Raw genomic sequence first — 20,310 nt, 5'->3', positions numbered from 1 at the left:
GTTGCAGTGGGGATACGAAATAGGCCAGCGACCCTGGCAAAAGCCAGGGAAACTACCGATTTACTTTACTAATGAAATACCTAATAATGGGCTGACAAAGTTCGTCAATATATTGTCAACCCGAGGTAGCCATGCCAGCCATTCCTTCCAGTCTCCCCATTCCGCCGGCGCCTGCCGTGCCATCGCGCGCGGGCACCGTGTTCCGCGTTGTCAGCGGCAACTTCATGGAGATGTTCGACTTTTTCCTGTTCGGCTTTTATGCCAATGCCATTGCCGCCGCCTTCTTCCCGGCCGGCGACGAGGTGGCGTCGCTGATGATGACCTTCATGACCTTCGGCGCCGGCTTTTTGATGCGGCCCCTGGGCGCCATCATCCTTGGCGCCTACGTCGACCGCGTGGGCCGCCGCAAGGGCCTGATCGTCACGCTGGCGCTGATGGCAGCCGGCACGCTGCTGATCGCCTGCGTGCCCGGCTACGCCACCATCGGCTATGCCGCGCCGCTGCTGGTGCTCACGGGCCGCCTGTTGCAGGGCTTCTCGGCCGGCGTGGAACTTGGCGGGGTATCGGTGTACCTGGCGGAGATGGCCACGCCGGGGCGCAAGGGCTTTTATGTGAGCTGGCAGTCGGCCAGCCAGCAGGTGGCGATCGTGGTCGCCGCTGCGCTGGGCTTCGGCCTCAATCAACTGCTGGCGCCCGCCCAGGTCGCCGAGTGGGGCTGGCGTTTGCCGTTCTTTGTCGGCTGCATGATCGTGCCGGTGCTGTTCATGATCCGCCGCTCGCTACAGGAAACCGAGGAATTCAGGAACCGCAAGCACCGCCCCGAGCTGCGCGAAATCTTCCGCTCGATGGTGGCCAACTGGGGCCTGATCGTCTCGGGCATGATGCTGGTGTCGATGACCAGCGTGTCGTTCTACCTGATCACCGTGTACACGCCCACGTTCGGTAAATCGGTGCTGCACCTGAGTACCAGCGCGGCGCTGCTGGTCACGCTGTGCGTGGGCGTATCGAACTTTATCTGGCTGCCGGTGATGGGGGCGCTGTCCGACCGCGTGGGCCGTCGTCCGTTGCTGGTCGGCTGCACCGTGCTGGCCATCCTCACCGCCTGGCCGGCGCTGCACTGGCTGGTGCAGGCGCCGAGCTTTACGCGCATGCTGGAAGTGGAGCTGTGGCTGTCGTTCCTGTACGCCAGCTACAACGGCGCCATGGTGGTGGCGCTCACCGAGGTCATGCCCGTCGAGGTGCGCACCGTCGGCTTCTCGCTGGCCTACAGCCTGGCCACCGCGATCTTCGGCGGCTTCACGCCGGCGGTAGCCACCGGCCTGATCGAGGCGACCGGCGACAAGAGTGCACCCGGCTGGTGGCTCACCTTTGCCGCCGTGTGCGGCCTGCTGGCGACGCTGATGCTGTACCGCCGCCGCGCGTCAGGTTCGCAGCCGCAAAGCTAGCCGCTCCAGGTCGATCTCCTCGATCAGCAGGTGGCCGCCGTTAGCCATGATCAGGCGCGGCGCCAGCGCCTGGGCGCCGGCGCCCATGGGCGAGGCGGTCAGGGCATCGTCGGAAAACTGCTGCACCGAGTGCAGGTCGTCCACCAGCAGGCCGATGGCGCCCGCGCCGAATGTGACCAGCATCACCTGGCTGTTGTCGGTGATGACGGCGGCGCGGCCGGTGGCCAGCAGCGCCAGGTCGAATACCCACACGAACTGCTTGCTGCCGCCGCCCGGCGCCACGTCGAGCATGCCCACCCGCGCCCGGTGGTTGCCGGGCGCCCGCTGCACGCGCGCAAACGGCACTGCTTCCTGGACCGTCCGCGCCGGGAGCGCCATCAGCGCGCCGCCGGCGTGGAAGATGGCGTAATCGGTCCCGGTCCCGGTGCCTGCTGCTTCTGCGCCGTCCATTGGTTCCACCTGCACCGCCTGCGCGCCCAGCGCCGCCAGTTCGCGCGCATCGCGCACCGGCCCGAACGACTCGAGCAGCAGTGCCAGCACCGGCTGCTCCACGCCTGCACCAAGGCGGAATTCCCGGTAGCCGGCCGCGCGCGAGCAGGCCGCGATCACGTACTGGCCGTCGTGCTCCATCATCAGCGCGCCGCTGCTGCGGCCATTGCGGTCGGCCGCCGCCAGCAGTGCAGCCAGTTGCGTGGCCGGCAGCGCCAGCGTGGCGCCCGGAGGGTGGGCAGCGTTGGTGCTGGCCAGCACCTGCCGTTCCGGCGTGATGAAGTATGCGTGCATATTGCTTCGTCCCGCCACGCCGCTGTGCAGCATATTGGCCAGCTCCGGCCCCGCATCGAAGACCACGCCGATGCCGCCCACCACGTTGGCCGCCTGCTCCGGGTGGCGGATGGCGGCGTGATAGATGAAGGTGGGCGCGCCGCCGTACAACGCCGACGGTGCGAACCGTTCCACGTGGTGATCGAGTTCGCTGCGCAGTGCGCAGACGCGGCCCAGGGTGTCGGCATCGACGTGGGTGCATGGCAGCGGCCCGGCGCCGGTGGCTGCGACAATGCGGCCCTGGCGGTCGTACACGAACAGCCGCGCATACACGGTGTACAGGCGGTTGATGTGGGCCAGCACCGTTTTGATGGCGTCGTCGTCGCCACCTTCGGCTAGGCCGCGCCGCAATTGGGCGGTGAGCGCCCACCAGCGGCAGTCGTTGGCGCGCTCGTACAGGTTGCGGTCCAGCATATCGACCAGCAATTGCGCGGTCAGTTCGGCCTGGCTGATGCTGGCCGCCAGCACGGTCTGGTACAGGTCGCGGATCGAGCGCGAGAACAGCGCATCGCTGCGCGCGCCGGTGCCGCTGATCTGGTCGAGGATGGTGTTGAGGCGATTGCCATTGCCGTCGCCGTGGCTGGTCACCTTGCCGTTCCAGACGATGCGGCCGATGGTGCGGGTGGTGCGTGTGACGGCGGTCATCAACTCGTGCAGCGGCGGACTGAAGGCTTGTGCATGCGACAGCAGTCCCTGCACCAGTTGCGCATCGGCGCCTTCGATCACGTCGGCGCCGCTGTCGCGGAAGGCCAGGTCCAGCGGCACCATCAATTGCGCCTTCCAGCCGGTGGGGCCGGGGTAGCCCTGGTAGTCGTTGCAGCCGAAGGTTTGCACCAGGTATTCGCGGCCGCCGAACAGCAATGGCCGGGCCGCGCCGCCGGCGCCTTGCGTGTTGACCGGGACCTGCACGCCGGCCGGTATCCACAGCGGATCGGCGCTGCTGACCACGCGGTTGTCGGCGTCGAGCAGCAGCATGTTGGCGCGGTGCGACGGATCGCGGTAGGCGCTGAAGATGGCGTCCATCTCCTGCTCGAAATTGAAGCACAGGCACAGCACGCCGACCACCGCGCCGCTGCGCGGATCGCGCATGCGGTGCGAGTACACCAGCGCGCGCGATTTGGCCGGCCGCAGGTCGGTGGCGCGGAAGGTTTCCACGTAGCCGTCGGCGGCCAGGGTGGCGGCCAGCAGCGGATCGAGGCTGTGCGCTACCGGCGTGGTCATGTCGGCCTGCACCAGCACCCGGCCGCCGGTATCGAGCAGCAGGATTTCATCGTACACCGTGTACTTGTCGCGGTAGGCGGCCAGGCGCCGGCGCGCGGCGTCGAGGCTGGCGCGATGGTGGTCATGGTCGCTGTCGTCGGCAAAGTCCGCGACAAAGGTGCACAGGTCGGCGTCGGTGGCCAGGAAGCCGACATCGGCGGTGCGCTCGAACAGGTTGCGCACCAGGATGTCGATGGCGTACCGGGCCTGGGTGCCAAGGTTGGCCAGCACCTGGTTGACCTTCTCCTGCACCAGGTTGGCGATCAGCGCCTGTTCCAGGTGCGCAAAACCGGTGCGCGTGGCCACCATGGCGGGCAGCAGCAGGCGCGCCTCGGCCGGGCAGTTCATCTTGGCGGACGACTCGATAAGTTGCCACATCTGATTGAGTTCGCGCAGCGACAGCTCGCAGCGCGCAACGTCCGGCATGTAGGGTAAAAACATGTCCGAACGCGGTAAAGGATTTGCGTTCATTACTTTTGGCTGATCACAAAAAGTATATCCTGAGCAATTTTCGTGCCAGCAAGGCAATTTCAAGTGCAAAAAAACGCCACCCGGTGCTGGTTGCACCGGGTGGCGTCTCGAACCTCATGGGAAAATGCGCGCTTACTTGGCGCTCAAACAGGCTTTCATGAACACCTTGCGTTCGTCGCCTTTTTTGCCGACGGCGTCGTTATTGCACTTTTTCATCTTGTTTTGCTGGGTGAGCGGGATTTCCGGTTCGGCCGCGACGACCGGCGCCGGCTTGGCGCTCAGGCACTGCTTCATGAAAGCCTTGCGCTCATCGCCTTTCTTGCCCGTGGCTTCGGCGTTACAGGTTTTCATCTTGTTTTGCTGGGCGGTAGGCTCGGCGGCAAACGCCGCGCCGCCAAACGCCAGCAGCATGCCGGCAACGAACAGCTTTTTCATGGGTGACCTCGCTCAAAAAGGGAAGCAACGGGAGGATGCAGCCAGATCACTATACGCCGGTTGTTTATGCGTGGCAAAACATTATGCGTGTCCGGACAACGCTCAGCCGGATGAGTATTTCCGGTGCTGTGCACGTGGTAACTTGCGGTTGCGCTGATATCCACACACGGGAGACGTAAATTGATGAAGAAATGCATGCTGGCCGTACTGATGGTCCTGGGCAGTGCCGCCGCGCAGGCGGGCAACCCGCTGGTGACCGACAAGTTCACGGCCGATCCGGCCACGCTGGTCGATAACGGCCGCGTGTACCTGTACGCGGGCCGCGACGAGGCGCTGCCGCCGCCCGAGGGCACCAAGTACGTGATGAACGAGTGGCTCGTGTATTCCACCTGCGACATGCAGAACTGGACCGCGCACGGCACCGCGCTGCGCTACGACGTGTTCGCGTGGGCGGGCGGGTCGGCCTGGGCCAGCGACATCATCAAGCGCGACGGCAAGTACTGGTTCTTTGCCACCGTGACCGAGCGCAGCGCCAAGGCCAAGGCGATCGGCGTGGCCGTGGCCGACAGCCCGCTGGGGCCGTTCCGCGACGCCATCGGCAAGCCGTTGATTACCAACAGCATGACCTTGCAGACCGATATCGGCTGGGATGACATCGACCCCGGCGTGTTCATCGACGACGATGGCCAGGCGTGGATGTTCTGGGGTAACCAGGTGCTGAAATACGCGAAGATCAAGCGCAATATGATCGAACTCGACAGCCAGATTTACACCGATGGCCTGCCGCAGTTCACCGAGGCGCCGTATGTCCACAAGCGCAACGGCATCTACTATCTGTCATACTCGCGCGACTGGCCCGAATATACCGTGTATTCCACCAGCGACAAGATCACCGGACCGTGGCGCTATCGCGGCAAGATCATGGACAAGAATCTCAAGACCGGCACCGTGCACCACGCGTTCGTGGAGTTCAACGGCAAGTCCTACATCGTCTATCACAACGCCGAATTGCCGAGCGGCGGCGAGTACCGCCGCTCGGTCGCGGTCGAAGAATTTACGTATAACGCCGACGGCACGATTCCGTTCATTGCGCAAACCACCGCCGGCCCCGCCGCCAATCCGACAGCGGCGTGCAAGCCGCAGGCTTCGGCTCAGGCCAGGCAAGGGTGATCAGGCCAGCAGCTTGAGCAGCGCCTCGGCGGCCGCTTCCGACGAAGCCGGATTCTGGCCGGTGATCAACAGGCCATCGGTGATCGCGTACGGCTGCCAGTCGCCCAGCTTCGAGTATTCGCCGCCGTTTTGTTTGAGCATGTCTTCCACCAGGAACGGCACGATATGGGTCAGGCCCACCGCTTCTTCCTCGGTGTTGGTAAAGCCGGTGACTTTCTTGCCCTTGACCAGCGGCGAGCCGTCGGCTGCCTTCACGTGGCGCAGCACGCCCGGTGCATGGCACACGGTGGCGACCGGTTTGCCGGCGGCGATCATGGCTTCGATCAGCGCGATCGAATCGCGGCTTTCGGCCAGGTCCCACAGCGGGCCGTGGCCGCCCGGGTAGAACACGGCGTCGAAATCTTCCGCTTTCACGTCAGCCAGCTTGCCGGTGTTGGCGAGTACGGCTTGCGCCTCCGGGTCGGCCTTGAAGCGCTTGGTCGCTGCCGTTTGCGCATCGGGTTCGTCGCTTTTCGGATCGAGCGGCGGCTGGCCGCCGGCTGGTGACACTACCGTCAGCCTGGCGCCGGCGTGTTTCAGCGTGTAATAAGGTGCGGCGAATTCTTCCAGCCAGAAACCGGTTTTTTTGCCGGTGTTGCCCAGTTGGTCGTGCGAGGTCAGTACCATCAGAATGTTCATTGTGTGTCCTTGGTCGTGAATGGGTTGGTGGGGTGGTTCAGAGTGCTGCTTGCAAAATCTGGCGGCTGCGCGCCAGGTCGATATCGCGGTGCTCGCCCAGCGCGGTCATGCCGTGCGCCTGCAATTGTTTCAGGACCGCTTCCACGGCGTCGTCGCCCAGCTGGTAGGCGGACAGGCGGGTAGGAATGCCCAGGCCCTCGAAGAAGGCGCGGGTGCGGGCGATGGCGGCGTCGATGCGCTGGTCGTCGGTGCCGTCGGTAATGCCCCACACGCGTTCGCCAAACTGTAGCAGCTTGCCGCGCTTTTGCTCGCGCTGTACATCGAGCAGGGCGGGCAGCACCAGGGCCAGGGTGCGGGCGTGGTCGATGTCGTACAGGGCGGTCAATTCGTGGCCGATCATGTGGGTGGCCCAGTCCTGCGGTACGCCGGCCCCGATCAAGCCGTTCAGCGCCAGGGTGGCGGTCCACATCAGGTTGGCGCGGGTTTCGTAGTCGTCCGGGGTGGCCACCGCCTGCGGGGCGATTTCCACCAGGGTTTGCAGCAAGCCTTCGGCAAAGCGATCCTGCACTTTGGCATTGACCGGGTAGGTCAGGTATTGCTCGGTGGTGTGGACGAACGCATCGACCAGGCCGTTGGCGACCTGGCTCGTTGGCAGCGTGAACGTCTTGCGCGGGTCGAGGATGGAAAACGCCGGGAACAGCAGCGCATGGCGGAAGGCCAGCTTGGACTGGGTGGCCTTGTGGGTGACCACGCCGCCGTTGTTCATCTCGGAACCGGTGGCCGGCAAGGTCAATACCGAACCGAAAGGCAGGGCGCGTTGCACGTTGGCGCCGCCTTGCCGGGCGATATCCCATGGCTCGCCGTCGAACAAGGCAGCGGCGGCCACGAACTTGGTGCCGTCGATGACGGAACCGCCACCGACTGCCAGCAGGAAGTCGATCTTTTCCTCGCGCACCACGTGGACTGCGCGCATCAGGGTTTCGTAGCTGGGGTTCGGTTCGATGCCGCCGAACTCGCGCACGGTGCGTTCGCCCAGGGCGGTGCGCACTTCGGCCAGGGTGCCGGTTTTTTCGGCGCTGGCGCCGCCGAACAGGATCAGCACGCGGGCATCAGCGGGGACCAGGGTGGCGAGCTTGCCGACGGTGTCGGCGCCGAAGACGATCTTGGTCGGGTTCTGGAATTCAAAATTTTTCATGGAATAGCTCCTTTTTATTAGACTGGTCGTCTAGAATCTGTGTCAAAAAAACGCGGATGACATCATCCGCGCAGGGGATACGATGCTGGCGCCAGGTGCAGCAGGTCCAGCGTGGCGTGCCAGGCCGAATTCAATGCACTCGGCTCGCGCCGCAGCTTGGTGAGCATGGCCGCGCCCAGCCACAGCTGGTACAGCGTTTGCGCCGTCTGCGCTGCGTTTTGCACGACTGGCAGCGAACCGTCCGCCACGCCATGCTCGATGGCAACCGCCAGGCGGGCGATGATGTGGTCGGTGCCGTCGCGCAGGGCGACCCGCATCGGCTCGGACATATCGGCCACTTCGCTGCTGAGCTTGACCACCAGGCAGCGGCAGTTACAGCTATGGGCACTCTCGGTGGCGTCGCTGAACCAGCTGTCCCAGTAGGCCATCAGGCACTGCGCCGCCGGCTTGCCGGCTTGCCCGAGCAGGCCATCCATGTGCACCAGGTACTGCGCCACGTAATCGGCCAGCAGCGCCTCGCCAAATAATTCCTTCGACTTGAAGTAATGGTAGAAGGAGCCCTTGGGCACAGCGGCCGCCGTCAGGATCTCGTTGAGACCCACGCCGGCAAAACCCTTGCGGGTAATGATGGCCTTGCCCTGGTCGAGGATGTGCTGGCGGATGTCGGTGTATTCGGCTTTCATGAAACGGAGTCTAGCACAATTAGACCAGTCGTCTAGTATTTTTTTGGCGCACTTCAGCGGAAGATTTCGCCGGCGCGCTCCGGCTGGTAGGGGATGTCGACGATGCGCAGGCTGGTGGTTTGACCGTCGGCCAGGGGCCAGTCGATGCGATCGCCCACGGACAGGCCCAGCAGCGCGGTACCGATCGGGGTCAGGATCGAGATGCCGTCGTCGAGTTCGGCCATGTCCTTCGGGTACGCCAGGGTCAGGCACAGTTGCTGCGGTGGCTGTTCGATGTCGAACCGCACCTGCGAGCGCATGGTGACCACGTTCGGTGGCATCTGCTCCGGTTCCACGACCCTGGCGCGGCCCAGTTCCGCCAGCAGGCGGGCGTTGGCATTGGCGGTGGCGATGGGCAGGGCGTCGAACAACGCTTCCAGGCGTTCGATGTCGAGCGACGAGACGGTAATCTGAGGATGCATGATGGCTCCAGTGTATTAAGGGGCGTGCGTGGGTAATCCGGCGGACCTGTGTCCACGGGCGGTCTTGCGGTCGAGCGTGGGCGGTGAGGTGGCTCGGCAGGCAGGTGAACCGGAAGGTTCTTGCTTACCGAGCGACGAAAAGGCGGGCGAGGTCCCTGGCCGGCACGGCAAAGCGTGCGGCCGCAGGCAACGCACTCCGGGACGGAGACGTGCGGTTGCAGTGGACAGGGAGGCGCGGGGTGAACATGGGAAGAGTATATACCGTTTCCCGCCCCGGATGAACCGGGACGGGATTTGCCGCAAACCTTAGTTGGCTGCGACGCTGGCAGGTGCAGGCGCCGGTGCGTTCTTCACGTACTTGTCGAACCAGCGCAGCATTTCATACACCAGCTGTTCGTTCGACTCGCGCGCCGCGTACCAGTGCGGCTCGTGTGGCAGCATCACCAGGCGGGTGACGCCGCCGTTGCCGCGGATCGCCTCGTACAGCTTGGTCGATTGCAGCGGGGTGGTACCCGGGTTGGCGTCGTCGCCGCCGTGCACGATCAACAGTGGCGTTTTGAGCTTGTCGGCGTAGAAGAAGGTCGAGACCTTGGTGTACACGTCCGGCGCCTCCCATACCGAGCGGCGCTCGTTCTGGAAACCGAATGGCGTGAGCGACTTGTTGTACGAACCGCTGGTGGCCGCGCCGGCGCGGAACAGGTCCGAGTGCGCCAGCAGGTTGGCCGTCATCAGGGCGCCGTGGCTATGGCCGGTTACGCCCACGCGCGCCGGATCGGTCACGCCCAGGCGCACTGCTTCGTCCACCGCCGCCTTGGCGTTGGCTACCAGCTGCTCGGTGTACGTGTCGTACGCCTTGCGCGGGTCGCCCACGATCGGGAAGGCGGCGCTGTCGATGATGGCGTAGCCCGAGAGCAGCAGCAGGCGGTACTGGCGCAGGCGGGTGAACGTCGCTTGCGAACCGGTGGTCTGGCCGGCCTGCGACGCGTCCGCGTAGTCGAGCGGGTAGGCATTGAGGATGGTCGGCAGGCGCGTGCCTTCCTTGTAGCCGGGCGGCGTGTACAGCGTGAACGACAGGTCCACGCCATCGGCGCGCTTGTACTTCACCAGGCGCTTCTGGATCTCGCGCACTTGCGGCGCGGTGTCCTTCAGGTGCGTCAGTGGTGCGCTCGACGAATCGAACGCCGCTTCGCCCTTGACCGCGCCGGCCGCCGGTGCGCCCACGGTGCGCAGCAGCGCGTTCGGGGTGTCGGTGGTGGACTGGTACCAGGTCAGCAGGCGACGGGTGTCGTTGCCGGCAAAGCCGATGAACTGTTCATACGAGGTTTTGCCGCTGCGGAACAGGCGCTCCGACTGCTGCGTGCCCAGGCTGAATTTGTCGAGGAACGGGCGGTCGCCATCGGGCGACGAACCCATGCCCGACAGGTAGATGGTGTCGCCGTCCTGGCGGATGACCCACGAACCGTTGGCCAGTTGGCGGCGCACCGGGTTGCCCGGGTTGGCATATTTTTCGTCGGCCGACATATCCCACACCAGGCGGCGCGAGTTTTTCGCGTCATCGACATTGAGCTGCCAGGTGCGGCGCCATTTGCGGTTGACGTCGTAGTCGCTCAGCAGCGCGGTGCCGGCGTTTTCGCTCCAGGACAGGCCGGCGTAACGCTGCTCGGTGCGGGTGATTTCCACTGGCGCGCCGGTGAACGGCGCCTTCAGCATGACCAGCTTGTCGCGCTCGGCCGCTTTCACTTTCGGATCGCCGCCATCGAGCGCCTCGGCCCACACCAGCGTGGCCGCGTCGGTCGGACGCCAGGTGAAGCTGCGCGGGCCGGTCGGCACACCGCGATTCGGTACGCGGTCGGCCAGCGGCAGCGCGGCGATTTCACGCACGACCGGGTTGGCGCCTGGTTTTACGCCACGCAGGTCCCACAGGTCGATCTGCTTGGGGAAGCGGTCGAAGGTGGTCACGTACGAGTACGGCGGACGGATTTCGGTCACCACCACGTGGCGGCTGTCCGGAGCCACGCTCAGCTCTTCATACAGGCCCGGTTTGCCGACATTGGTGATCTTGCCGGAGGCGGCATCGACCAGCGCCAGTTGCGAGGTGCCGTAGTAGTTGAACAGCGATTCGTCGTAGCGGTTGCGCAGCGTGTCGCGGTTTTCATAGGTGCTGCTTTGACCGGTGCCGCCGATCGATTCCTGGATGCCGGGGCCGGCCGAGCCGGGAGCTTCCACCGGTGGGGCCTTGTTGCCGGTGACCAGTTTGACCAGCAGGGTTTTCTGGTCGGGCATCCATTGCATCTGGTCGCCGAACATCTGGTTCAGGCGTACGCCGGGCAGGCGGCGCACGGCGCCGGTTTTGGCGTCGCCCACCCACAGCTCGACCGCTGCGGTGGTGATGTTTTCAAAGGCAAAGCGCTGGCCGTCGGCGCTCCAGACAGGGCGGCGCGGGCAGGCGTCGGCCGGCAGTTTGACGGCGGTTTGCTTGCCGTCGGCAACCTGCACCAGATCGATCGCGCTCACGCACGGTGGAATCCCGTAGCCGCCCGGGGTATCGTGCTGGCTGTGGTTGCCCGGCTCGATACGCACGCCGGCCAGGCGCAGGAACGGTGTGGCCACCTTGGCGATCGACGGGAAGTCCTGCATGGTGACGAGCATCAGCTTGTCGCGGGTGGGGCTCAGCGATGGCACCGGCGGTGGCGGCGCGCGCATGACATCGAGGATTTCCTTCGGCGGCTGGTTGTAAGCCGACGCGGTGGCAGCGCTGGCTGGCGTGGCGGTGGTGGGCGCTGCCAGCGCGCCCGAGGTCATGCCGACTGCGAGCGTGGTGCTCACGAGGCCGCGCAACAAGTATTTACCCTGCATGGTGTTTCTCCATTTTTTATCGAACTTATTTAACGAACTGAATCGTCGAACTGCCTCGATGCGCCGGCAGGATCGCCGCCTTCGCATGTGCAGCGGAACATTAGGCCATGAAAATATTTCATCGGCAATATCAAATCTCCGTGAGAAATCTTTTGCTACAAATCTCCTCTTGGAGGTAGCACTCCAGCAACGCTTTAACGTCCTACATCTGCCGGGTGACTAAAAGTGTGCAAGCTTGTGATTATTTGGCGGTGTCATGATCACCGTCGGCACCACAGCCCTATACTCGCTTTAATACTAATATTTCAGCGAGACACGTTCCATGACGACCTTCATTACGTCGCGCCGGCAGTTCATGCAGTCGGCCGCCAGTGCCGCCGTGTTGTCCACCTTGCCGTCGCTGGCGCTGGCTGCCACCGCCAACGATGGCGGCAAGCCGCAGCCGGTGGCCGACACCGTGCTGCGCTGGCTGGACGGCGCGGCGCCGGCCCGGTTCGACGGCGCAACGCTGGGCGTGCCGTGGCCGCGCGGCGCCCTGCGCGTGCCCGCCAAGGGGGCGTTGCAACTGCGCCTGGCTGGCGCGAACGCACCGGCCGTGCAATCGTGGCCACTGGCTTACTGGCCCGATGGTTCGCTGAAATGGACCGCGCACGCGGTGGCGGCCGGCAGTGCTGCCGAGGCCTGGCGCCTGGAAGCCGGCGCACCGGCAGCGGTGTCCGGCGCGGTAGCGGTCAGGCAGACCACCGCGCTGATCACCGTCACCGTCGGCCCCACCGTCTGGACCATTCCCACCAGCGGCGAACACCTGATCGCCTCCGCCACCCGGGGCGGGCGCACTATCGTGCAGGACGTCAAACTGCTGGCGCTGCGCCAGGACGGGCCGGAACCCGACGAAACCGGAACAGTGACCCGCCAGCGCTATACCAGCCGGGTGGAGCAGGTGACGGTCGAGCAGAGCGGCCCGGTGCGCGCCACGCTCAAGCTCGACGGCAAGCACAGCGGTAACGGGCGCGACTGGCTGCCATTCTCGGTCCGCCTGTATTTTTATGCCGGCGCCGAGAACGTGCGCATCGTCCACACCTTCATCTTCGACGGCAACGCCAAGCAGGACTTCATCGCCGGCCTGGCCATGACCGCCAGGGTGCCGATGACGGACCCCGCCTACGACCGCCACATCCGCTACGCCGGCGAGGGCATCGGCGTATGGGGCGAGGCCGTGCGGCCCGTCACCGGCCTGCGCCGCGATCCCGGCGAGGCGTACCGCGCCGCGCAGGTGGCCGGCCAGGCGCTGCCGCCGCTGGCCGGCATGGCCAAGCCGGTGCAGGATGGCATGCAGTGGATCCCGCAATGGAACGATTTTTCGCTCACGCAGCTCAGCGCCGACGGTTTTATCCTGCGCAAGCGCACGGCTGCCGGCCAGGCCTGGATCGATGTCAATGGCGGCACGTGCAGCAAGGGCCTGGCCTACGTGGGCGGCGCCGCAGGCGGCGTGGCGCTGGGCCTGCGCGACTTCTGGCAGCGCGCCACCACCCGCCTCGATGTACGCAACGCTGCCGGCGACATGGCCGACATCACCGCCTGGCTGTATTCGCCGTCGGCGCCGGCGCTCGACATGCGCCCGTACCGCGCCGTCAACGGCATGGACACGCACGACAAGCAGATCGCCGGCCTGAACATCATCTACGAGGATTACGAAGAAGGCTGGGACTCGGCCACCGGCGTGGCCCGCACCAGCGAGCTGCAACTGTGGGCCTTGAGCGCCACGCCATCGCACGATGCGTTTTCGCACATGGCCGAGCAGGTGGCCAATCCGGCGCGCCTGGTGCTGGCGCCCGAACGCATCCACCAGTGCGCCGTGTTCGGCGACTGGGACGTGGTTGATACCGGCACGCCGGGCCGGCGCCTGCTCGAAGACAAACTGTCCGCGCAGCTGGACCAGTACCTGCGCGAAGTGGAACAGCACCGCTGGTACGGCTTCTGGAATTACGGCGACGTGATGCACGCCTACGACAACGACCGCCACATGTGGCGCTATGATATCGGCGGCTACGCCTGGGACAACTCGGAACTGTCCACCGACCTGTGGCTGTGGTACAGCTACCTGCGCACCGGCCGCGCCGACCTGTTCCGCATGGCCGAGGCGATGACGCGCCACACCGGCGAGGTCGATGTGTATCACCTGGGCCCCTTCAAGGGCTTCGGCACGCGCCACGGCGTGCAGCACTGGTCCGATTCGTCGAAGCAGCCGAGGGTGTCGAATGCCGCTTACCGCCGCATCTATTATTTCCTCACCGCCGACGAACGCGCCGGTGACCTGATGCGCGAACTGCTCGATTCCGACGCCGACCTGCACAAGGTCGATATCTCGCGCAAGCTGGCGCCCAATGCCGCGCGCGCCGCACCGGACGGCATGATCAATGCGTCGTTCGGCACCGTGTGGGGTTCGCTGATCGCGGCCTGGCTGGCCGAGTGGGAGCGCACCGGCGATACGCGCTGGCGCGACAAGATCGTCAACGGCATGCAGACCATCGGCGGCCTCAAACGCGGCTGGTTCGCGTCGGCCGCCCCCTACGACGCGAAAACCGGCAAGTTCGGCGGCGCCGGCGACTACTTCCAGTTCTCGAACCTGAACGGCGTGTTCGGCGTGGTGGAAATGAATTCGGAACTGCTGGCGCTGGTGGACGTGCCGGCCTACCGCAAGACCTGGCTCGCTTACTGCCGCGCCTACAACGCGCCGAAGGAAGACCTGGTGGCGCTGCTGGGCCGCGATCCGGGCGGGCGCGGCATGACCAACACCAATTCGCGCATGACCGCCTACGCCGCCTACCACGAGCGCGACCGCGCGCTGGCGCTGCGCACCTGGCGCGAATTCTTCGGCAACGACTTCGCCAGGAACGCCGCCCGCGACGCGCCGCGCCGCATCGACGGCACTGCCACCCTGCGCCCGCTCAACGAGCAGCCCAACATCAGCACCAACGGCTCGGCGCAATGGGGACTGGCCGCGATCCAGAACATGGCGCTGGTCGGCGACAGCCTCGACGAAGCGGCGCGCGCGGCCGGCCTGTTACGCTAACGATTAACCAGATTTATTTGACGACCATGAAAAAAATCTTTATCGCCCTGTGCCTGGTACTCCACTTCGGACCGGCCGATGCTGCTGCCACCGTAACGCCGCCCACCACCCACGCCGACCTGCGCCCGGCCGTACTGCTGACCGCCTCGCAGTCGCGCGACAGCGTCGATTTATCGGGCCAGTGGACCTATTCGAAAGACCTGTATCGCACCGGTCTGAACGACATCAACGGCTGGGTGGCCAAGTCGCGCATGCAGCGCTACCGCGACATCGACATCGCCGCCCAGGAAGCCAAGGGCGGCGTCGAGTTCTTCGAATTCGACCTTGATCGCAGCGCGCAGATGAACATTCCCGGCGCCTGGAACGCGGCCACGCCCACCTTGCGCTACTATGATGGCCTGGTCTGGTTCCAGCGCAAGTTCAATGCGCGCAAGGAGCAGGGCAAGCGCGCCTTCCTGCGCTTCGAGGCGGTCAACTACCGCGCCTACGTGTACTTGAACGGCAAGGAAATCGGCCGCCACGAAGGCGGCTTCACGCCGTTCGTGCTGGAAGTGACCGACGCCCTGCGCGCCGGCGACAACCGCCTGACGGTCGGCGTCGATTCCACCCACGACGCGCAAACCATTCCCACCCCGATCACCGACTGGGACCTGTACGGCGGCATCACGCGCCCGGTGCGCCTGATTACCACGCCCGCCACCTTTATCGACGACGCCACCGTGAGCCTGGGCCAGGACGGCCGCATCACCGGCGCCGTGCAGCTGCAAGGTGCGCAAGCGGCCGGGCAACTGGTCAAAGTGGCGATTGGCGACCTGGCCACCGCCAGCGCCACCACCGATGCCAACGGCCGCGCCGTGTTTGCGCTGGCCGCACCGGGCAAGCTGCAACGCTGGTCGCCCGACAGCCCGAAACTGTACGACGTGCGCTTTTCCACCGCGACCGATGCCATCCGCGACCGCATCGGTTTCCGGACCATCGCCGTCAAGGGCAACGAGATTCTGCTCAACGGCAAACCGATCTTCCTGCGCGGTATCTCGCTGCACGAAGAGGAGTTCGGATCTAACCCGGCGCGCAACATGACCGAACAGGCGTCGCGCGCGCTGCTCAGCGAAATCAAGCACGGCTTGAATGGCAACTACGTGCGCCTGTCGCACTACCCGCACTCGGAAACCACGCTGCGCCTGGCCGACGAAATCGGCTTGCTGGTCTGGAGCGAAATTCCCGTGTACTGGACCGTCGATTGGGAAAACCCGGCCGTGCTGCACAAGGCCCTGGTGATGCAGGCCGAAACGATTTATCGCGACCGCAACCGCGCCGCTGTCGTGATGTGGAGCGTGGGTAACGAGACCCCAGTGTCGCCGGCGCGCACCGCCTTCCATAGCGCCATGGCCGATAACGTGCGCGCACTCGATCCAACGCGCCTGGTCAGCGCCGCGCTGCTGGTGGAGCGCCACAAGGTCAACGGCGAAGAAGTGACCGAAATCCAGGACCCGCTGGCCGACAAGCTCGACGTGCTGGCCGTAAACACCTACGCCGGCTGGTACGGCGGCGACACGCTCGATGCGCTGCCCAACCTGAAATGGAAGCTGCCCACCGACCGGCCGCTGATCCTGTCCGAATTCGGCGCCGATGCGCTGGCCGGCTACCGCAACGACGGTATGAAGAAATTCACCGAAGAGTACCAGGCCGAGTACTACCGCCAGACGCTGGCGCTGGCCGAAAAGCTGCCAACCCTGCGCGGGCTGTCGCCGTGGATCCTGAAAGACTTCCAGTCGCCACGGCGCGAACACCCGGTGTTCCAGAACGGCTGGAACCGCAAGGGCCTGATGTCGGAAACCGGCGTGCGCAAGCAGGCGTTTGGCGTGCTGGCTGATTACTACAACCGCAAAGCAGGTACCAAATAATTATTTGGACACCATCTGCCGCACCTTGCGCCGCAATTCCTTCTCGCGCCGGTCTTCGGCGATCCAGTCCTCGCGCATGGCGCGGTACAGTGATACCGCCATCATGACGATCACCAGCGAGAACGGCAGCGCGAACAGGATGGTGGCCGTTTGCACCGCCTTCAGGCCGCCGGCGAGCAGCAGGCTGATGGCGATGCCCGCCACCAGCACGCCCCACATCACCTTGCTGCGGGCGGTGGGATTCGGATCGCCCCCGGCGCTCATCATGCCCAGGACCAGCACCGCCGAGTCGCCGGACGTGACGAAGAAAATCACCACCAGCGCGGTGGCCACCACCGACATGATGGCGCCGAACGGCATGGCGTTAAACATGGTAAACAGCGCGGTGGACATATCGTCCTTGACCGCCTGCGCCAGCGGCACGTGCTGCCAGATTTCCATGTACAGCGCGGTGCCGCCGAAGATCGAGAACCAGATGAACGCAGCGAGCGACGGCGCCAGCACGGTGCCAAGGATGAATTCGCGGATGGTGCGCCCGCGCGACACGCGCGCGATGAACAGGCCGACGAACGGGGACCATGAAATCCACCAGGCCCAGTAAAAGATGGTCCAGGTGCCCACCCAGCTGCTGTCGCGGAACGGCGTGGCGCGCAAGCTCATGCGCACGATATCGTTGACATAGCTGCCCAGCGAGTTGGTGAGCGTGTCGATGATGGCCACGGTGGGACCGAGGATGAACACGGCCAGCGCCAGTACGCCAGCCATGATCATGTTGGCGTTCGAGAGCAGCTTGACGCCTTTTTCGACGCCGCTCACGGCCGAGGCGATGAACATGCACGAGGTGACGATGATGATCAGCACCTGGTTGCGGTCGCTGATGTCGAAGCCGAACACCGCGTGCATGCCGCTGTTGATCTGCAGCGCGCCCACGCCCAGCGACGCGGCCACGCCAAATGCCGTGGCCACCACGGCGATGCCGTTGACCAATGGTGACAGACGCTTGACGAAGCGCCACGGCAGCGCCTCGGTGACGGTGCTGATCAACGCGGTGCCGTTGCGGCGGTACTGGAAAAAGGCGATCGACAGCGCGACGATGGCGTACACCGCCCACGGGTGCACGCCCCAGTGGAAGAACACGTAGCGCATGGCGGCGTTGGCCGCTTCCGGGGTGCCGGATACCACGCCCGGCGGCGCCGAGCTGTAATGCGAGATCGGCTCGGCCACGCCCCAGAACACCAGGCCGATGCCCATGCCGGCGGCAAACAGCATCGAGAACCAGCTGACCACGGAAAACTCGGGCTCTTCATCTTCGCCGCCGAGTTTGAGGTTGCCATAGCGGCTGAAGGCGGTGCACACGGCGAAAATCACCAGGCCCAGCACCACCCATAAATACAGCCAGCCGAAGTTGCGGGTGACGGCAGCGAGCAGGGTGTCGAACACCGCCGCCATGTGGTCGGGGGCGAGCACGCCCCACAGCACCACGCACAGGATAAATCCTGCGGAAAACAAGGTTTGCATGCGTTTCTCCGTGGAGCACCGGCATCCACGCGGATGCCTCTCCAGTTATTCTACATGCAACAAATTTCCCTTGCTTTTCCGCATGAATTAACTGTTTCGTAACTATTTATTTCAGCGCCTCCACCAGCCCCGGCGCAAACTCGGCGCCATATTTCACCTGCGCGGTGGACGCCTTGATGGTGCCGCCAATCGGTTCGGCGCGTCCGCCCAGGCACTTGCCGAGGAAGTTTTCGGTCACCGCGTTGAAGGCGATGTTGTTGACCGGGCGTGCAAAGCCGTGGCCTTCGTCCGGGAACTCCACGTACGTCACCGGGATATTTTTCGCCTTCATCGCATCGACGATCTGCACCGACTCGCGTACGTTCACGCGCGGGTCGTTGGCGCCCTGGCCGATCAGCAGCGGACGCACGATGTCGGCGGCGAAGTTGAGCGGCGAGCGTTCCTTGAGCAGTGCTTTGCCTTCCTCGGTGGTGGGATCTCCCATGCGCTTGTAGAACTGCTGCTTGCCCGCTTCCCAGTACGGCGGGATGGTTTGCAGCAGCGTAAACAGGTTCGACGGCCCCACGATATCGACGCCGCAGGCAAACGTGGTGGGCGTGAACGCCAGTCCGGCGAGGGTGGCATAGCCGCCGTACGAGCCGCCCATGATGGCCACCTTGTCGCTGGTGGTGATGCCGCTCTTGACCGCCCAGTCCACCGCGTCGAGCAAGTCATCGTGCATCTTGCGGCCCCACTGCAGGTCGGCCGCCGAGATGAAATTCTTGCCGAAGCCGGTCGAGCCGCGGTAGTTCACCGACAGCACCGCGTAGCCGCGATTGGCCAGCCACTGGTGGTAGCTGTTGTAGCCGTAGCGGTCGCGGGCCCACGGGCCGCCATGCACCATCAGTACCAGCGGCACCGGTTTGCCGGCGCGGCCGGTGCCGCTGGCATCGACCGACTTGGGCAGGGTCAGGTACGAGACCAGCGTGAGGCCGTCGCGCGCCTTGATTTCCTGCGGATGCATGGCGGCCAGCGGCGCGCCTTCGAGTTCGGGCCGGCTCACATACAATTTGCTGAGCTTTTTGGCCTTGCGGTCGTACAGCCAGGTGGACGAGGGGGCGGTGACCGGATCGACCGTGATCAGCCACTTGTCGTCGGCCTCGTTGCGGGAGCTGACGAAGAACTGGCCCTCGATGTTTTTCTTCAGGTACGCCAGGTCGGCCTTCAGTGCATCGGTGAGCGGCACGTATTCCTGCTTCAGGTAATCGACGCCGTAGGCCAGCACGCGGCCGGTGCGCTTGTCGAGCAGGGCGTTGGAGATGTCGGCGCGCGGATCTTCGGCCACCACGGTGGTCTTGCCGCTGGCAACGTCCTGGGCCAGCAGCGCCGACGTATTGCGGTTGCGCGAGTCGGTCCAGTACAAGGTCTTGCCATCGGTGGTGAAGCCCAGCGGCGCCGTGGTCTGCGAATCGTCGAGTCCCACCTCGGTCACCGGCGTGGTCTCGATCTTGCCATCGACGATGCGGTAATAGGTGGCGCCGCCGTCGGCGCGCGCCTTGATGGTGAGGCGCAGTTTGAGCTGTTCGTCGGCCAGGAAGCCGGCGTAGCCGTCGTTCTGCTGCACCAGCGTCAGTTTGCCGGTCTTCAGGTCGAGGCTGTGGACGTCGTGCCATTTCGGATCGCGGTTGTTGACGCCGATCAGGATGCGGTCCTTGACCTTGCTGCTGATATTGACGATCTGCACCCGGGTTTTCTCGAACGGCGTGTAGTTGGTCTGCTTGCCCGAGACGACATCGACGCCGTACAGCAGGAAGTTTTCATCGCCGCCCTTATCCTGGATGAACAGCACCGTGTTCGAGTCCGGCGCCCAGAAGCTGCTGCGAATCGGCCGCGATTTTTCGTCGGTGAGCGGCTTCGCCTTCGTTAAATCACTGCTCGGCGCCACCCACACATTGAGCACGCCGTCGCGCGGCGCGATCCACGACAGCCACTTGCCGTCCGGGCTGATGTTGGCGCCGGATTTGCTGGCGTTGCCGAAGATCTTGGCGCGTTCGATCAGCGGCACGTCGTTGACTGCGGTGGCAGCGGGGGCGGATTGGGCATGGGCGGGCAGGGCGCTGGCCAGCAGCATGGTAGGAAGCAGAACCGGGAGCAGCGCAGGCAGGACTTTCAGGGCGATACGATTCATGGATACCTCGTCGAAGTGATGAAACGGTCAAACATGCCAGGTTTGCATGTGCCCGATGATGGTAGCGGCAATCGCCCGTTTCGGGGAATCCATGCGATGGACGGCAGACGGCGCGGCATGGATGGCAGAATTCCGGGAACGCGATAGCGTTGTTGCGATGCAAAATAATCAC

The 20,310-nt window shown here is 64.9% G+C and carries 13 protein-coding genes; 4 read left to right on the top strand and 9 right to left on the bottom strand.

Features of this window, described 5'->3' with window-relative positions:
• Positions 1-131: 131 nt before the first annotated feature.
• Positions 132-1,445, top strand: coding sequence for an MFS transporter (gene tcuC / locus SR858_RS23300; protein ID WP_051120358.1), 1,314 nt, complete (start codon positions 132-134; stop codon positions 1,443-1,445).
• On the opposite strand, the gene SR858_RS23295 is transcribed toward tcuC, so the two are convergent.
• On the bottom strand, positions 1,422-3,968 hold the full coding sequence (locus SR858_RS23295; RefSeq protein ID WP_019923293.1) for a chemotaxis protein CheW: 2,547 nt from the start codon (positions 3,966-3,968) through the stop codon (positions 1,422-1,424). The two genes, tcuC and SR858_RS23295, sit on opposite strands and share 24 nt — an antisense overlap.
• 162 nt (positions 3,969-4,130) lie before the next feature.
• The gene (locus tag SR858_RS23290) at positions 4,131-4,433 is read right to left on the bottom strand and encodes a PsiF family protein (RefSeq protein ID WP_019923292.1); all 303 of its coding nucleotides are present in this window, start codon (positions 4,431-4,433) and stop codon (positions 4,131-4,133) included.
• Between the two features lie 195 nt (positions 4,434-4,628).
• Between SR858_RS23290 and SR858_RS23285 the strand changes: the two genes are divergently transcribed.
• Positions 4,629-5,603: a glycoside hydrolase family 43 protein gene (locus tag SR858_RS23285; protein ID WP_019923291.1), complete on the top strand. Its 975-nt coding sequence runs from the start codon at positions 4,629-4,631 to the stop codon at positions 5,601-5,603.
• Here the strand turns inward: SR858_RS23285 and SR858_RS23280 are convergent, their stop codons facing one another.
• The 5 genes from SR858_RS23280 to SR858_RS23260 all read right to left on the bottom strand — a co-directional run bounded on the left by SR858_RS23280 (position 5,604) and on the right by SR858_RS23260 (position 11,476).
• Positions 5,604-6,281, bottom strand: a complete 678-nt coding sequence (locus SR858_RS23280) for a type 1 glutamine amidotransferase domain-containing protein (RefSeq protein ID WP_026637546.1) — start codon at positions 6,279-6,281, stop codon at positions 5,604-5,606.
• Positions 6,282-6,318: 37 nt separating this feature from the next.
• Positions 6,319-7,476, bottom strand: a complete 1,158-nt coding sequence (locus tag SR858_RS23275) for an iron-containing alcohol dehydrogenase (RefSeq protein WP_019923289.1) — start codon at positions 7,474-7,476, stop codon at positions 6,319-6,321.
• Between the two features lie 62 nt (positions 7,477-7,538).
• Positions 7,539-8,159, bottom strand: coding sequence for a TetR/AcrR family transcriptional regulator (locus tag SR858_RS23270; RefSeq protein WP_019923288.1), 621 nt, complete (start codon positions 8,157-8,159; stop codon positions 7,539-7,541).
• Positions 8,160-8,212: 53 nt separating this feature from the next.
• Positions 8,213-8,620, bottom strand: coding sequence for a nucleoside diphosphate kinase regulator (rnk, locus tag SR858_RS23265; protein ID WP_019923287.1), 408 nt, complete (start codon positions 8,618-8,620; stop codon positions 8,213-8,215).
• 306 nt (positions 8,621-8,926) lie between these two features.
• Positions 8,927-11,476, bottom strand: coding sequence for a S9 family peptidase (locus SR858_RS23260; RefSeq protein ID WP_019923286.1), 2,550 nt, complete (start codon positions 11,474-11,476; stop codon positions 8,927-8,929).
• 322 nt (positions 11,477-11,798) lie between these two features.
• On the opposite strand from SR858_RS23260, the gene SR858_RS23255 reads away from it, so the two are divergent.
• The gene (locus tag SR858_RS23255; RefSeq protein ID WP_019923285.1) at positions 11,799-14,549 is read left to right on the top strand and encodes an exo-rhamnogalacturonan lyase family protein; all 2,751 of its coding nucleotides are present in this window, start codon (positions 11,799-11,801) and stop codon (positions 14,547-14,549) included.
• 26 nt (positions 14,550-14,575) lie between these two features.
• Complete coding sequence (locus tag SR858_RS23250) at positions 14,576-16,453, top strand: glycoside hydrolase family 2 protein (RefSeq protein WP_019923284.1); 1,878 nt, start codon at positions 14,576-14,578, stop codon at positions 16,451-16,453.
• On the opposite strand, the gene SR858_RS23245 is transcribed toward SR858_RS23250, so the two are convergent.
• Together SR858_RS23245 and SR858_RS23240 are read right to left on the bottom strand one after the other, a co-directional pair.
• Complete coding sequence (locus SR858_RS23245) at positions 16,454-17,971, bottom strand: BCCT family transporter (RefSeq protein ID WP_019923283.1); 1,518 nt, start codon at positions 17,969-17,971, stop codon at positions 16,454-16,456.
• Between the two features lie 106 nt (positions 17,972-18,077).
• Entirely contained in the window at positions 18,078-20,138 is a 2,061-nt protein-coding gene (locus tag SR858_RS23240; protein WP_019923282.1) for a S9 family peptidase, read from the bottom strand.
• Positions 20,139-20,310 lie beyond the last annotated feature (172 nt).

The sequence above is a fragment of the Duganella zoogloeoides genome (assembly GCF_034479515.1).
In the GTDB taxonomy this organism is placed as follows: Bacteria; Pseudomonadota; Gammaproteobacteria; order Burkholderiales; family Burkholderiaceae_D; genus Rugamonas; species Rugamonas zoogloeoides.
Note: the sequence above shows the minus strand (reverse complement) of the source record. Positions and strands in the feature narration are given on the sequence as shown.